The sequence below is a fragment of the Thermophilibacter immobilis genome, assembly GCF_015277515.1.
In the GTDB taxonomy this organism is placed as follows: Bacteria; Actinomycetota; Coriobacteriia; order Coriobacteriales; family Atopobiaceae; genus Thermophilibacter; species Thermophilibacter immobilis.
The window spans coordinates 2,076,152-2,091,441 of the sequence record NZ_CP063767.1; the positions used below are offsets into that span (position 1 = coordinate 2,076,152).

Consider the following 15,290-nt stretch of genomic DNA (forward strand, 5'->3'; position numbering starts at 1 on the left):
CTTTCTAGAGGCCTAGGGCACGCTTGAGTGCGACCACGCGACGCCTCGAAACGGAGATCTTCTTGCCCTCGATTCCGCTGACCCCCAGCTGGAGAATGCCCGAGGAGATGACCTCGACGTCTTCCACGTACTTGAGGTTCACGATGTAGCCCCGATGCACGCGGAAGAAGCCATGGGGCGCAAGCTTCTGCTCGAGCTTGGCGAGCGAGATGGTGGACAAGAAGCGGTCATCGTCGGTATAGATGCAGGAGTAGTCGTCCTTTGCCTCGACATAGCGAATCTCATCGATGGGGACCAGGACCTTGCGGCCGCTCTTGACCACGGGAATCCGCTCGACCGAGGAGTGCGTCTGAGGCTCGGGCTTCATGCGCGCCTGGACCTTGTCAAGCGCCTGGACAAGACGCTCCGGCTCAACTGGCTTCATCAGGTAGTCGATGGCATCCACCTCGAAGGCCTCGAGGGCATACTCGCTGTAGGCGGTCACGAAGACCACGGAGGGGGGGTTCTTGAGGCGGTGCAGGGCCTCGGCGAGCTGCATGCCTGACGTCTTGGGCATGGAGACGTCCAGGAACATGACGTCGGCCTTGCCGTCCATGAGCTTCTCGACGGCCTCGCGCGCACTCGAAGCCTCCGTGATGGCATCGACCCTACCGGTTTCCTCAAGCAGATATCGCAGCTCGGAACGGGCGGGAGCCTCATCATCAACGATCATAGCGCGCATGTGTCGGTCCCTTCGTATGTTGCGCCGGCACCGCCGGCTCCTTGGTTCTCCACGTTGCGGGCGGCGAGAGGAGGCCATACGGGCAGAGCCTCGCATGCGCCGACGAGCCTCAGCGTCACACACGTGCCCTCCCCCGGCTTCGACACGATCTCGACGCCTGACCCCGCGCCGAAGAAGCGCTCGATGCGTTCGGCGACGTTGCGCAGGGCCATGCCGGCCCCCCTGCTCCCGCCACCCGACGGCCTCGGATCGTTGACGCCGGCCAGAAGCCGGTCTGCAACCGTATGATCCATGCCAAGGCCGTCGTCTGCGACGGCTATAAGGATATCATCACCGTCGGTCGCCACCTGAACGTCCACATGGAGCGTCCCCTCGTCGCGCATGGCATGGCGCACCGCGTTCTCCACGATGGGCTGCACCAGGAAGGACGGCACGGAGAGGCGCTCGCATCCCGGCTCGACGTGCTCGCTCTCGGAGATGCGATCCTCGCCAAAGCGGGCCTTCTCGATCTTGAGGTAGCGACGCGTCTGCTCGAGCTCCTGCGAGAGCGGGATGAGGGTCTTCTCGGAGTTCTCGAGCGTACGGCGATAGAAGAGGGAGAACTCGCGGAGGAGATCGCGCGCCTTCGTGGGGTTCGTGCGCGTAAACGAGGCGATCGTGTTGAGCGCGTTGAACAGGAAGTGTGGGTTGATCTGGGCCTGCAGGGCCTTGACCTCGGCACGGGCCGTGAGCTCGGCCTGACGGTCGAGCTCGTAGGACGAGAGCTGCGTAGACAGGAGCATCCCCAGCCCCTCGGCGATGCCCAGCTGCGTTCGGTCGATGTCCAGGTCGCGCCCGTAGTAGAGCTTGATCGTGCCCACGGCGCGCCCCTGCACGAGCAGCGGCACGATGATGCCAAAGGTATGGCTCTCGTGGCGGCTGCCCAAGACGAAGCGGCGCACGTCCTGCGTTGCCGCATCCATGGCCACGAACGTCTCCATGCGCTTGCTCTCAAGAACCTCCAGCGTGGGCTTGGTGTTCTGGGAACCCGACCTAAAGCGCGACTCGAGCGTCCCCTCGTAGGCCAGCACCTGCGAGACGTCCGTGATGGCTATTGCCGCAGCGTTGGTCTCGGGCAGGAGCAGAGCGCAGATGGCGTGGGCGTTTTCTGCCGTGAGCCCTCCGCCGAGGTGCTCGAGGGTGTTCGAGGCGACGCGCAGGGTGCGCTCCGTCGCCTCGGAGCGCGTGTGCGAGGAGGTGAGGTTGACGGCCCCGCTCATGACGATGACGGCTGCAAAGCCGCAGCCCGCGAGCATGGCCACCACGAGGCGGCCGCTCTGGAGGCTCCAGGCGAGCGTCCCCGTTAGCACCAAGGCGCAGACGACCAGAAGCGCGTCGGCAGTCCTGCGCGAGCAGATCCTCCCGCGCCGACTCATTGCATACCATCCGTCAGCGGGGAAAACGCCCCCGTATCCGAGAAGGGGTCGGAGAGGGACCGCAGCGGCTCCTCGCCCTCAACGGAGCCGCTCGCCTCGCCTGTACGCAGGATGGCGCTCTGCAGGTAGCGATCCTCCCAGAGCGCCGAGGCGATCGTGGGCCACACCATGGCGAACGAGAGGTAGCGCGAGCTCGAGGAGCGGGCGAACTTATCCGCCTCGTAGCGTCCGCGCGTAAGAATGCGCAGATACGAGGCTCGATCGGGCCCCACGATCAGACGCCTGAGCGCCGTCTGGAACACGCGGCGACGCACCTCGGAAGAGAGCCAGGGGGCTGGATAGGGCATGAGGGACTCGCGAGTGACCATCCTGAGGTCGCGGCGGGAGTTCATGGCATCGAGCTTGCGATACTCGTAGAGCCAGCGGTGCACGTTCTGCATGAAGAGGGACGGCATGGGGGCCATTTCCTCGGGCGGCTGCGAGCGCACGCACCAGGCGTTGTCAAACCAGACGTCGAGGCCGTTGGCACGCAGGTTCAGAAGGTAGTCCAGGTCCTCTCCGCGCGTGATGTAGGGGTCAAAGGGAATCTTGGTGAACGCTGCGGCGTGCAGGGCGCAGCAGCAGCCGCACATGTGATTGGAGCGCGTGATCCGCACGGGTCCCTGCGCCTTCTCCATGATCCTGTTGAAGTCGTCCGCCTTGGTCCAGTACTTCTCGCTCCAGGCGTCTGAGCCCTGGGCATAAGGGGAGCCGGAAGCATCGATGAAGAAGCCACTCTTAGCAAGGATCTGCAGGTTCTGCCGGGTGAGCGATCCCAGGCCGTAGACGGCGTTGACCAGGAAGTCGGGGTCGAGCACGACCTCGTCGTCATCGAGAAAGACCGCGACGTCGTACCCAAAGACCGAGGCCACCGCCAGGCCCATGTTCTTGATGGCACCGTAGCCACGCAAGGAGACCGTCTCACCCGTGACGTGATGGGCCATCCTGCCCACGGCCTTCTCGACGTGCGCCGCCTCCTGGTCGCCAATGACGAGCGGGTTGAGCGAGGCGTGCGCGCGACAGATGCTGTTCACGCGAGCGCGGGCCGAATCGGCACATGACGGAGGTGCCACCACGAGAACCACCACGCGCAGGACGCCGCGCACCTGCTCGAGAGAGGCGAGGCACAGCTCGAGCTCCGGCAGGGGCTTGTCGATGGGTGTGGTGTAGTCGTAGACGCCGCGCTCCCCCAGGGTTCCGGGCTGGTTTCCCTGCGCCCAGTAGGAGGGGATGATGATGACGGGTCTCACGGGGCCTCCTAAGCTCGCGTCGCAGCGTCGTCTTTGAGCTTGCCGGGGAGCGGCGTCCTGCGCAGGGCTCGCGCGAGAGGCAGACCCAGGACGTACATGACCACGGCCTCGCCAAGGGCGGTGGCCACGAGGCCAAAGAGGTACATGGCCGGGTAGGCGCCGTCGAGAGCGATGCTGGTGAACGGAATCGTGTAGAAGCCAACGCCCCTGAGCAGGAGCGGGAGGTAGGCGGGCACGATAAGCGCGTTCGCGAGCACGGGGCCCAGAAGGGCGAGGGTGAGACGCGCGCGCAGGCGCCACGTGAGCCAGGCGCCCACCAAGGTGGCAAGTCCCCCAAAGACGACGTCGAGCATGCCGAGCATGCCGGTGCCGGACAAGGCGATGTTGGCAAGATTGGCGATCACGCAGCCCAGCGCGAGGCCGGGAACGGCGTCGGCAGTGAACAGGGCCAGAACGCAGACCGCCTCCGAGACGCGAAACTGCACGGGCCCCCAGGCAAGGCTGCCCAGGAAGAGCATGGTAACCAGGGTGAGAGCCGCGTACGTGGCGGCAATCATTCCGATGCGAACGATTCTCTGGGTGCGGACCGCGGGCGCGGCCGTACGAGATGTGGACAAGGGTTACCTCCGTGAAGCGCGTGCGTGCGGGCGGGCAGCGGCTGCGGGCGCACAACCTACCGTGCTAATATTACCCCCATGTCAAACGAGGTGCACCCCGTCAATGGCGCGGCCACCCGGCTTTGGGCAACAAGAGGAGCCATCATGAATTCCCGCGCGAGAATCGCCTGCTGGGCGGGGGACGTCGCACACTGGGGCCTTGTCAACGTCCTGCGCCGCAACGGCGGCAACATCCCCGGGGCACTCGCGCTGCGCGTTGACCCGGCGCTTATCGGCTCGCTCGCCGCGGGGCTCGACCGCAGCGTCATGATCACGGGGACCAACGGCAAGACCACCACCACGGGCCTTATCGCCGACGCAATCGCCGCCGGGGGAGAGCGGGTGGTCTGCAACCGCGCGGGCAACAACATGGAGTCCGGCATCGCCGCCGCCCTGCTCCAGGGACGCCGTGAGAGCCCCCAGGTGGGCTGCCTCGAGTGCGACGAGCTCTACACCGTGCGCGTGCTGCCCCGCGTGCGACCGCGCGCGCTCGTTCTGCTCAATCTGTTTCGCGACCAGCTCGATCGCTACGGCGAGATCGACCACACCCAAGACGTCATCGCCCAGGCGCTCGCGACCTCGCCTGAGACGCTGCTCGTCTACAACGCAGATGACCCCCTGTGCGCCGCCATCGCCGACCGCGTTCCCAACCGGGGCGTTCCCCTTGGCGTCGACGAGCCCACGGGCCTTGAGGCGGATCGCGTCTCGGACAGCCGCTTTTGCGCGCGATGCAACGCCCCGCTTGACTACGCCTACGTCCACTATGGACAGCTGGGCTCCTATCGCTGTCCGAGCTGCGGCTGGGGGCGTCCCCAGCTCGCCTTTGCCGTACGCAACGTCGAGCTGGGCCGCGACGGCTACTCCTTCGACGTGGAGGACCGCCGCGCGGATGCGCTCGTGACCCACCACCTGAGCTGCCGCTACAACGGTCTCTACATGGTCTATAACATCGCGGCGGCCTTTGCTGCCGCGCTCGTCATGGGGACAGACGCCCAGAGGTTCCAAGGCGTGCTCGATGCTTATCGTCCGGCGTCTGGGCGCGGCCGGACCTTCTCGGTAGGCGGGCGCGACGTGATGTCCAACCTTGCCAAGAATCCCACGGGGTTCGATCGCATGCTTCAGGAGATCAAGACCGAGAACGGCCAGCTCATGGCCTTTTTCCTCAACGATAAGGATGCCGACGGCCACGACGTCTCCTGGATCTGGGACGTGGACTTCGAGCGCCTGGGGGACCTCCCCGACCTCGAGCGCATCTTCGTCGGGGGCACCCGTGCCCACGACCTGGCGGTGCGCCTCAAGTATGCGGACCTCCCCGCGCAGCCCGTGGTCATCCAGAACCTGGGGGACGCGCTGCGGCAGTGCGCCGATCAGCCGCTGGAGCGCACGCTCCACGTGGTGGCCAATTACACCGCGTTTCCTCCGGTCGTGGCCGAGCTCGGACGTCTGGAGAAGAACTTTGCCCCGGCCACGTCTGGGGCCCAGGCTAGCGTACAGGCATCTGCGGGCACACGCTCGGACGCTGCTCCGCTTCCCGCTCCCCTCGCTCTCGACCACCCCCTGCGCATCGTCCACCTCTACCCGGACGCGCTCAACCTCTACGGAGACGGGGGCAACATCGCGTCACTTCAGAAGCGCTGCGCGTGGCGCGACATCCCCGTCGACGTTGACCAGGTGCTCATGGGACAGGAGCTCGACCTCTTTGACGCCGATGTCGTCTTGCTTGGCGGTGGCTCCGATCGCGACCAGCTCGCCGTGGCCCACGAGCTCCGGGGTCAGCGCGAGAAGCTCGCCTCCTACGTTGCCGACGGCGGCGCCCTCCTGGCCATCTGCGGGGGCTACCAGCTGCTGGGCACCTCCTATCAGATGGGCGACGAGAACATCGAGGGCCTGGGCATCCTCGACCTTGTGACCACGGCGGCGAGCACGCGCCTCATTGGCAACATGGCCGTGAACTCATCCTTGTGCGCCGAGCCCATCGTGGGCTTTGAGAACCACGCCGGCCGCACCGTGCTGGGCGCGAGCGAGACCCCCCTGGGCGTGAGCCTGGTCCCTGGGACCGGCAACAACGGTGAGGACGGCGGCGAGGGCATCCTCCACAAGGGAGTCGTGGGCACCTATCTACATGGTCCCATACTGCCCAAGAACCCCGGCGTGACCGACTGGCTCATCGCGCATGCCCTGCGCCGCCGCGGGCTCGCCGTCGAACTCGCCCCCCTCGACGACACCGCCGAGAAGGCCGCCCACAACGTGGCCCTTAAGATCGCCCGCCGAAAGTAGCTAACTCGTCGCCCCCCTGCGCAGGACGTGACAGATCAGCCTTCTCGCTCTGATCCGCGGATTCGCGTCCTTTCAGCGGCGAGTGCGTAGAAGTCCGCGTTTCTCGTGCGCCTGGCCTTCCGCCAACTGGGAAAACGTCCCCTAAAAGGTAAGCTTTCTCGCAAAGACAGCCTGACTTCTACGCACTCGCCGCTGAAAGGACGCGGGCGCAGCACTCCCCTCGCACTTCTCTACCTCGCGCTCGCTTGACGGAAAAGGGCCCCCAGCCGAAGTCGGGGGCCCTTGTCACGTGCGCTTACGAGAGAGCCTACTCCTCGTTGTAGAGCGTTACGAGCTTCTTGAGGTGCGCGTAACGGTTCATGGCCGCCTCTTCATTCTCGACAAAGAGGTCCTTCGCACGCTCCGGGAAGGCGCGGGTCAGGCTGGCGTAGCGCGCCTCGTTCATCAGAAAGTCCTGGTATCCACCCGTCGGCTCCTTGGAGTCGAGCGTGAACTTCTTGCCCTTCGGGGCAGCCGGGTTGAAGCGGAAGAGGTTCCAGTAGCCGCACTCGACGGCCTTCTTCATCTCGGGCTGGCAGTTCTGCATGCCGCCCTTCTTGATGGAGTGCATCTCGCAGGGGCTGTATCCAATGATGAGGGACGGACCGTCGAAAGCCTCGGCCTCGTTGATGGCCCTGAGGGTCTGCATCGGGTTGGCGCCCATGGCGACCTGAGCCACGTAGATGGAGCCGTAGCTCATCGCGATCTCGGCAAGGCTCTTCTTCTTGGTGACCTTGCCCGCGGCGGCGAACTGCGCCACCTGACCGAGGTTAGAGGCCTTGGAGGCCTGGCCACCGGTGTTGGAGTAGACCTCGGTGTCGAAGACGAAGACGTTCACGTTGTTGCCAGAGGCGAGCACGTGATCAAGGCCGCCAAAGCCGATGTCGTACGCCCAGCCGTCGCCGCCGAAGATCCAGAAGGACTTCTTAGTGAGGAAGGACTTGTTGGCAAGAATCTCCTTGGCCACCGCATCATCGCTCTTCTCGAGCTCGTCCGCGAAGGCAAGTGCCGCGGTCCTGCTGGTCGTAGCGTCCGTGCGCGCCTCAAGCCACGCGGTCGCGGCAGTGGCGAGCGCGTCGGAGGCGTTTCCGGACTCGAGCAGCTTCTGGGTGTCGGCGACAAGCTTGTCCTGGACGGCCATGTAGCCCAGCTCGAGTCCCAGACCGTGCTCGGCGTTGTCCTCGAACAGGGAGTTGTTCCACGCGGGGCCATGCCCCTCGTCATTAACGGTAAACGGCGAGGTAGCGGCCGGGTTGCCCCAGATCGAGGAGCAGCCGGTGGCGTTGGAGATGAACATGCGATCGCCGAAGATCTGCGTGACGAGACGCGCGTAGCTCGTCTCGGCGCAGCCGGCGCAGGAACCGGAGAACTCAAGGTAAGGCTTGGCGAACTGGCTGCCCTTGACGTTCGTGGGGTTGATGAGCTCCTTCTTCTCGGAGACCTTGTTGACCGCGTAGTCCCACACGGGGATCTGGTCGTGCTCGTCCTCTTGCGGGACCATGCTGAGGGCCTGCTTCGGGCAAATCTTGACGCAGTTGGTGCAGCCCATGCAGTCGAGCGGCGAGATGGTGATTGTGAAGGTCAGACCGTCCATGTCCTTGCCCTTGGCGTCAAGGCGACGCATGTTCTGGGGCGCGGCGGCCGCCTCTTCCTCGTTCATGACAATCGGGCGAATCGTGGCGTGCGGGCACACGTAGGAGCACTGGTTGCACTGGATGCACTTGGTCTCGTCCCAGTGGGACACCATGAAGGTGACGCCGCGCTTCTCGTACTGCGAGGCGCCGAGCTCGAACTGGCCGTCGGCGTGCTCCATGAACGCCGAGACGGGCAGAGAGTCGCCGTCCATGCGGTTGATGGGCCCGAGGAGCTCCTCGACCTGGCGCACGATGGCCGCGCGGCCCTCGAGCTTGACCGGGGCCTTCTCGTCGCTGGCGTTGGCCCAGTCGGCGGGAACCCCGAACTGGTGATACGCGGTGGCGCCGGCGTCGATCGCCTTGTGGTTGGAGTCGACGATGGCCTGGCCCTTCTTCATATAGGACTTGGTGGCAGCATCCTTCATGTACTTGACGGCTTCGGCCTCGGGCAGAACCTTGGCCAGCGAGAAGAACGCGGACTGCAGCACCGTGTTGGTGCGCTTGCCCATGCCCACCTTGGCGGCCAGATCAACGGCGTCGATGAGGTAGACCTTGACGCCGTTCTTGGCGATGTAGCGCTTGGCGACCGCCGGCAGGTGCTCGGCGAACTCCTCGTCAGACCACTGGCAGTTCACCAGGAAGGTGCCGCCCGGCTTGACGTCGCGGACCATCGGGAAGCCCTTGACGATGTAGCTGGGGTTGTGGCAGGCCACGAAGTCGGCCTTGCTCACGTAATACGGAGAGCGAATCGGCGAGTCACCAAAGCGCAGGTGGCTGACCGTGACGCCACCGGTCTTCTTGGAGTCGTACTGGAAGTAGGCCTGGACGTACTTGTCGGTGTGGTCACCGATGATCTTGATGGAGTTCTTGTTGGCGCCCACGGTACCGTCGCCGCCGAGGCCCCAGAACTTGCACTCGATGGTCGTCGGGTCGGCCGTGTTGGGAGCCTCCGGGTCCTCGGGAAGCGAGAGGTTCGTGACGTCGTCCACGATGCCGACGGTGAACTCGCGACGGGGCTCGTCTTTCTTGAGCTCCTCGTAGATTGCAAAGGCAGACGCGGGAGGCGTGTCCTTGGAACCAAGGCCATAGCGACCGCCGACAACCTTGATGCCCGTCTTGCCAGCCTCGTACAGCGCGGCGATGACGTCCTCGTAGAGGGGCTCGCCGATGGAGCCCGGCTCCTTGGTGCGGTCCATGACGGCGATCTTCTTGGCCGTCTTGGGGAGCACGTCGACGAAGCGCTCGATGGAGAACGGGCGATACAGGCGCACCTTCACCAGGCCGACCTTCTCGCCATGGGCGTTGAGATAGTCGATGACCTCCTCGAGCACGTCGCAGAAGGAGCCCATGCAGATGACGACGCGATCGGCGTCGGGCGCGCCATAGTAGTTGAACAGGCCGTAGTCAGTGCCAAGCTTCTTGTTGACCTCGTTCATGTAGCCCTCGACGACGTCGGGGAGCTCATCATAGGCGGTGTTGCAGGCCTCGCGGTGCTGGAAGAAGACGTCGCCGTTCTCGTGGCTGCCGCGGGCATGAGGATGCTCGGGGTTGAGCGCATGGTCTCGGAACTCCTGGACTGCCTCCATGTCGAGCATGTCCTTGAGGTCGTCGAAGTCCCAGACGGCAACCTTCTGGATCTCGTGAGAGGTGCGGAAGCCGTCGAAGAAGTTCACGAACGGCACCTTGCCCTTGATGGCGGCGAGGTGGGCGACGGGCGAGAGGTCCATGACCTCCTGGACGTTACCCTCGGCGAGCATGCCAAAGCCGGTCTGGCGGCAGGCCATGACGTCGGAGTGGTCACCAAAGATGTTGAGCGCGTGGGTGGCGACGGTACGCGCGCTCACGTGGAAGACGGCCGGTAGGCCCTCTCCGGCGATCTTGTACATGTTGGGAATCATGAGGAGCAGGCCCTGGGAGGCCGTGTAGGTGCTGGTCAGCGCGCCGGCACCAAGAGAGCCGTGAACCGTGCCCGAGGCACCGCCCTCAGACTCCATCTCCACGACCTTGACCGGTGTGCCAAAGACGTTCTTCATGCCCTGGGCCGCCCACTGGTCAACGTGGTCAGCCATGGGGCTCGACGGGGTGATCGGGTAGATGCCCGCCACCTCGGTATATGCATACGAGACGTATGCAGCGGCTTCGTTGCCGTCCATGGACTTGAACTTACGCGCCATATCCTCTCCTTCTCGTTTCCGTAAACGCTGGGGACCCCCGTGGCCCCAGATCGTTCTCATTCACAAGGAGCATGACTGAGCGTGGGCGCAAGCGCCCACATATACCGACAGTCTACCCCCGTAGAGACGACTGCGGTTCAGCTTATCCCGCTTTTCTAGCTCTCATGCTCTTTTCTCCTTAATCTGTCCTTTTAAAGAAGCGCAGTTAAATACCTCTTTCCTCACTAGGAATTAGGTCCGGGACTTCGTCAGCATGCTAGAATCTTCGAAATGTTCTGAGAGGAGGGCCATGCAGGACGCACCTCGCGGAGGTGGCTCGTCTCGCCCCCGACGCGCAGCCGGACGCGGAGACGACCGCGCCACCGAGAAGAGGGGTCGCCGGCGCCTGATTTTGGGAGGCATCGGCGTAATCGCGATGCTTGCGCTTGCGCTCCTGGCGCTCTTCTCGTCCTGCTCCGGACCAACGGGGCAGGCCCCCGAGGGGCAGGAGAATGTCAAAGAGACTCCCGCGGAGCCCTCCTCCGAGTCCGACGAATCCGGCGATGGGGAGCCGAGCAGCACCCCGCAAGATCAATGGCGCCAGGGCGAGATGCCCTACCTCTATCAAACCGACCCCCAGTGGGCAGACGTCGCATACTCAAACGGGACCTTCGCGGAGCAGGGGTGCGGGCCCACCGCGCTCTCCATGGTCTACATCTACCTGACGGGAAAGACGGACCTCGACCCTGGCGCGATGGCAGCGTTCAGCACCGGGAACGGCTATGCGACCGACCAGGACGGGAGCTCCTGGGAGCTCATGACTGAGGGTGCCCAGAAGCTGGGCCTTTCGAGCGAGGTATTGTCCGCCGTGTCCAGCCGGCTCGAAGAGGAGCTCGAGGCGGGCCACCCCCTCATCTGCGTCATGGAGCCGGGAACGTTCACGAAGGTGGGCCACTATATTGTGCTGGAGCGAATGGGGCAGGACGCCAAGGTAGTCGTCCACGACTCCAACAGCGTGGGGCGCAGCATGAGGACGTGGGACCTCGACCTTATCTGCGCAGAGGCCAGCAATATCTGGAGCTTCTCGCTCGCCTAGGACTTAGCCGCCGGCGAGCGGCGCGGAGCCGCACCAACCCGCGACGGCCAACCCGCAAGCGCCGCATATGCCCCGTCAGATATGGCGTTGAAAAGCCTCGCAGGGCACTTGCGGCACATATCTTTCTCTAAACGCAGCAAGCGCCCCGTGGGGGCGCCCTTCAGTCCGTTCGGCGGGGCGCTCCACGCATGTATCGGCTCGCAAACGCCATAGGTGCCCCGCCATACGCAGGGGACGCGTTAGCGGCGCGTCGTAGACAGGAGCTTCTCGTAGTCTCTGGCAAAGTGCTGCGCGCAGGGCCCCTGCGCGTCGTCGGCACCCACGACCCCGTGCTCGTCCGAGACGAGAAAGGCCTCGTCGTACGCAACGTTTCCCTGCAAGAGGGCATGGGCAAGCCCCGCGCGACGCGTGACGACAAGTCCCTCGGCGCGCGCAAGGTCGGACACGAGCGTGGCCGCACCCGAGGGACGCTCGCTCGGCTCGATGCCCCAGACGAGCTGCCCCTCCCGCACGAGCCAGAGCGTCTCGGGCGAGACACCCGTGGAGCGGGCTTCGCGCGCGGCCAGGCGCACACGGGAGGCGAGCTCCGATACGCTGATCGTCTCCAGGGGCTCGTAGGGACCCACGCTCATGGCGGCCTGGCCGCGCTCGTCGACGACGAGCATGAGCACGCCGTCGGGGTGCTCGCCGGAGCCATCCCCCAGCGTCCACTCAATGTGCTGCTTGGCCCAGGCGACGAGCTGCGTGGACACGGGCACCCCGTTGACGCGGCGCTGGGCAAGGGCGCGCAGGTGGCGATTCTCCAGGGGAAGCAGATGATGCGCGAGGCGCCACCGGCAGACCAAGGCGGGACGCCCCAGCGTGAAGCCCTCCACCTGCGTGCTTGCGTTTCGCTCCTCGTGCATGGGTCCTCCTCCGTATATCGCCGGGCTCATTTTATCCGTTAGGCGTCTGCGGGGCCCCAGACACAACAGATCCCGACCAGCGGGGGCGCTGGCCGGGACTGGGGGGTCATTAAAGGCACGAGAAATGCAGGTCCGAATCACTTATCGGTGCCTACGGGCCACAACGGCTCCCGCACCAAGAGCAACGACCCCTAGGACGGCCGCCGTGGCGAAGGACGCCCACGAGGTGGCGTCGCCTGTTCGGGGCACGAGGACATCGTCAGACGACACCGCACCCACAACCTCGTTATTGGAGGAGCCCAGCTTGTACCAGCCAGCGTAGACGGTCGTGTCCTCAGTGATGGGGACGGAGAAGTCGAACTCCCTGGTAAGTCCCTTGTCCGCGTACCAGTGGGCAAAGGTGTAGCCCACAGCGGTGGGCAGGGAGGAGGGGGCGGAGACAGTCGCACCGTCCTCGACCTCGACGACCACGTCATCGACGCCGCTCACCCCAAAGACGAACGTCACCTGATGCGTTGTGGGCTCGGGCTCTGGGTCCTCAACGGGGTCTCCGTTCTCATCGACGAGCGTGCCCATGGAGGCCTCAGCGTAGCGCGGGAAGACCTTGAGGGTGCCTGTGGGGGGAGCCAGGACGCCAAAGTCGGGATCCTCTCCCCAGTAGTTGCCACTTAGGTCCACCTCATCCGTGCCGAAGTTGTACACGGGCGCGAGAATCTGGTTGCCCGCGGCGACGACGTGGGCGCCGTCCTCGAGGTAGAGCGCCGCGTCATTGTCGGCAGAAAGGACGTTGCCCGCGAGATGGGCCGTGGCGCCGTCGAAGACGTCAATCGCCACGCTTCCACTTGCCTGCCTGGCAAGGGCGCTGCCCGCCATGCCGGAGATGGTGGCGTTGATGATTCTGGCGGTGCCGCTGCGCAGGACGATCCCCCTCTGGGGAGCCGCGCTCTGTCCGCCGAAGCCCGTAATCGTGGTGCCGTTAATCGTGACGCTGCCCGTGGTGCTCGTGTCGATGCCGTCATTCTGGAAGCCCGTGATGGTACCTCCGGTGATGGAGAGGTCCCCAGAGCCCCCAAAGACGACGCCGCGACCAGAGGGGGTTTCGCCCGTGCGCGCCGGGGAGGCAGCGGGGACGGGGCTCATGTCCTTGATGGTCACCCCGTCAAGCGTGAGGTCACCGCCCGCGACATAGACGCCGTCGATGCTCGAGCCGGGGGCGGAGGGGCCGGAGAGGGTGACGTTTCTGAGCGCAAGATCCGTGTTGGAGTAGACCGTGGGCCACGCTGTGAGGTCATCGAGGTACGTTCTTGGGGAGCAGGTCTGCGGGTCGAAGGCAATGACGGCCTCCCCCTCGGATGGACCCTCGATGGTGAGCGACTTGTCGGTGAGGTCGAGGCATCCCACGTGCTCGCCCGCGCTCGGCACGACGGTGTCTCCCGTCTGCGCCGCCTCGACGGCGTCCGCGAGCGTGAGGTAACCCTGCGCTCCGATGCGCGCAGCCGCCTTGCCGTACCAGCCGCCGCCAAGGTCCTCACCCGAGCTTCCAAGGTCGATGGCGACGTTGTCGGGGTCCTCGGTGAACACCGCGGCCTTGCTCGCATCGCCCGAGAAGGAGACGCTGCCGCCGTTCTTCTCGTTGACCACGAGCGCACCGCCTCGGTCGACGTTCGCGGCATACCAGGAGCCCTCGCCGGTGACCAGCGTGAGAGGGCCATCGACGGTGATGGTCGAGCCGTTGCTCACAAGGGGGGCTCCCACGGTGGACGCGCTGTGGTCAAGCGTCACGTTTTGCAGGGAGACGCCCGCGCAGCCATAGACGTCGAGCGCGTGGCGGTTGGCGGAGGTTGCGACGAGCCTCACGTCCCTGAGGGTGAGGTTCGTGCAGCTCTGAGGCTTCACGAGATTGAGCTGGCCGAACTCGTCCGCGGTGAAGTCCCCGGCTGCGGTGATGGTGTGACCGTTGCCCTCAATGGTGAGGTCATTCTTGTCCATGATGTTCAGGGTACTGCCAAGCTCAAGATCGCTTTGCAGAGAAAGAACCGCGCCCGTCGGGGACTGCTCGATAACCTGATCCTCGAAGTCGGCGACGGCGTCGTCGGCCTTGACGGTGAGGCCCGCTCCCGTGAGCGTGACGCGGTTGTTGCGAATGGGGGCATAGATCGGGTCAGACGCGTACTCGTTACCCGAGAAGTCGACCGTGACGCCGTCAAGCGTCAGGGTGTCCCCTTCGCCCAGGTTGGCGTTGGCAATCCAAGAGGAGACGGTGACGTTGGTTAGGCGCGCATCGCCGATGTTGCCAGGTGTTCCAGCGTTGTTGAAGTAGATGGAGCCCGAGTTTCCTCCGTCGACGGGAAGCACCCCTGAGTCGCTCATCGAGAAGTTCTTACCGAGAATCTCGATGGCCTTGTTGACCTCCCTCTTGCAGATGATGTTCACGTCGTTTATGGTGACGTCGGAACCAGAGACGGTGATGAAGTTCTGCGTGGGCCAGGCACCATCTGACCTGACGACGCTACTCGTGAGGGTCGCCCCGTTTCCATTGATGGTGATGTTGTTGGCCGCGAGGGGGAGGTACCAGCCTACGCGTCCGCTGGCCTGCACGTCCTCGTACTGCGCGAGCTGATCCTCGCCCAGATCATACGTGCCCGACGCGAGGTTCCACGTCTGGCCGTCGGCCTGATTCTTGATGGCGCGGGCAAGATCGTCTGCGCTGGCGATGCTCACCACCAGGCCCTGATCGCCCCCGTCCTCACCTTGGGTCGTGGGGTCAGCCAGAGCAGTGGTGCTCAGCGCGGGCGCCATTCCCATGACCGCCGCAAGGGCCAAAAGAATGACTACGCGCATGCGTGCCCGTATGTTCACCGCTTCTCCCTTCGCACCTCAGGTGCTCTTTTGGGTGCCGTCGCGAGCTTCGTCTCGAGCGTATCGACGCTGTAGATTGATAACCATCTGAAAAATACCCCCTCCAATAATAAAAAAGCAATGGTTGCATGCACAATTTTTTGTGAGTGGGTCAGGAGTGCCTACAGAAGGCCTCCCTGTGAATGCTGCCATATGCTGCTGTTTTCCTACCACATACGAGTTTTTAGAACGCTGATGGGGCATATA

General features: G+C 64.7%; 9 protein-coding genes. 2 read left to right on the forward strand and 7 right to left on the reverse strand.

Translation table 11 applies throughout. From position 1 onward, the window contains the following. Positions 1-4: 4 nt before the first annotated feature. The 4 genes from INP52_RS09445 to INP52_RS09460 are packed head-to-tail and all read right to left on the reverse strand — an operon-like array spanning position 5 to position 3,982. A complete protein-coding gene (locus INP52_RS09445; protein ID WP_194371206.1) occupies positions 5-721 on the reverse strand; it encodes a LytR/AlgR family response regulator transcription factor in 717 nt (238 codons plus the stop codon). Continuing rightward, positions 709-2,136, reverse strand: coding sequence for a sensor histidine kinase (locus INP52_RS09450; protein WP_194371208.1), 1,428 nt, complete (start codon positions 2,134-2,136; stop codon positions 709-711). Before INP52_RS09450 ends, INP52_RS09445 begins: the two co-directional genes overlap by 13 nt. Next, a complete protein-coding gene (locus INP52_RS09455) occupies positions 2,133-3,425 on the reverse strand; it encodes a glycosyltransferase family 2 protein (protein WP_194371210.1) in 1,293 nt (430 codons plus the stop codon). Before INP52_RS09455 ends, INP52_RS09450 begins: the two co-directional genes overlap by 4 nt. A gap of 8 nt (positions 3,426-3,433) precedes the next feature. Further along, positions 3,434-3,982 carry a QueT transporter family protein gene (locus tag INP52_RS09460; RefSeq protein ID WP_194372942.1) on the reverse strand — a complete coding sequence of 183 codons (549 nt, stop codon included), beginning with the start codon at positions 3,980-3,982 and terminating at the stop codon, positions 3,434-3,436. A 204-nt stretch (positions 3,983-4,186) separates the two neighbouring features. Between INP52_RS09460 and INP52_RS09465 the strand changes: the two genes are divergently transcribed. Beyond that, positions 4,187-6,358: a MurT ligase domain-containing protein gene (locus tag INP52_RS09465; RefSeq protein WP_194371212.1), complete on the forward strand. Its 2,172-nt coding sequence runs from the start codon at positions 4,187-4,189 to the stop codon at positions 6,356-6,358. A gap of 307 nt (positions 6,359-6,665) precedes the next feature. On the opposite strand, the gene nifJ is transcribed toward INP52_RS09465, so the two are convergent. Further along, positions 6,666-10,205 (reverse strand): pyruvate:ferredoxin (flavodoxin) oxidoreductase, encoded by a 3,540-nt coding sequence (gene nifJ, locus INP52_RS09470; protein WP_194371214.1) that lies wholly within the window; start codon positions 10,203-10,205, stop codon positions 6,666-6,668. Positions 10,206-10,494: 289 nt separating this feature from the next. Between nifJ and INP52_RS09475 the strand changes: the two genes are divergently transcribed. Then, entirely contained in the window at positions 10,495-11,280 is a 786-nt protein-coding gene (locus tag INP52_RS09475; protein ID WP_194371216.1) for a C39 family peptidase, read from the forward strand. Positions 11,281-11,519: 239 nt separating this feature from the next. On the opposite strand, the gene INP52_RS09480 is transcribed toward INP52_RS09475, so the two are convergent. Further along, on the reverse strand, positions 11,520-12,185 hold the full coding sequence (locus INP52_RS09480) for a hypothetical protein (RefSeq protein WP_228478340.1): 666 nt from the start codon (positions 12,183-12,185) through the stop codon (positions 11,520-11,522). A gap of 141 nt (positions 12,186-12,326) precedes the next feature. Further along, positions 12,327-15,044 (reverse strand): InlB B-repeat-containing protein, encoded by a 2,718-nt coding sequence (locus INP52_RS09485; protein ID WP_194371218.1) that lies wholly within the window; start codon positions 15,042-15,044, stop codon positions 12,327-12,329. Positions 15,045-15,290 lie beyond the last annotated feature (246 nt).

Bases quoted from the DNA above. Each gene is read 5' to 3' on its own strand.
- INP52_RS09465 (WP_194371212.1), top strand. From the start codon at position 4,187: ATGAATTCCCGCGCGAGAATCGCCTGCTGGGCGGGGGACGTCGCACAC.
- nifJ (WP_194371214.1), bottom strand. From the start codon at position 10,205: ATGGCGCGTAAGTTCAAGTCCATGGACGGCAACGAAGCCGCTGCATAC.
- INP52_RS09450 (WP_194371208.1), bottom strand. From the start codon at position 2,136: ATGAGTCGGCGCGGGAGGATCTGCTCGCGCAGGACTGCCGACGCGCTT.
- INP52_RS09480 (WP_228478340.1), bottom strand. From the start codon at position 12,185: ATGCACGAGGAGCGAAACGCAAGCACGCAGGTGGAGGGCTTCACGCTG.
- INP52_RS09475 (WP_194371216.1), top strand. From the start codon at position 10,495: ATGCAGGACGCACCTCGCGGAGGTGGCTCGTCTCGCCCCCGACGCGCA.
- INP52_RS09460 (WP_194372942.1), bottom strand. From the start codon at position 3,982: ATGATTGCCGCCACGTACGCGGCTCTCACCCTGGTTACCATGCTCTTC.
- INP52_RS09445 (WP_194371206.1), bottom strand. From the start codon at position 721: ATGCGCGCTATGATCGTTGATGATGAGGCTCCCGCCCGTTCCGAGCTG.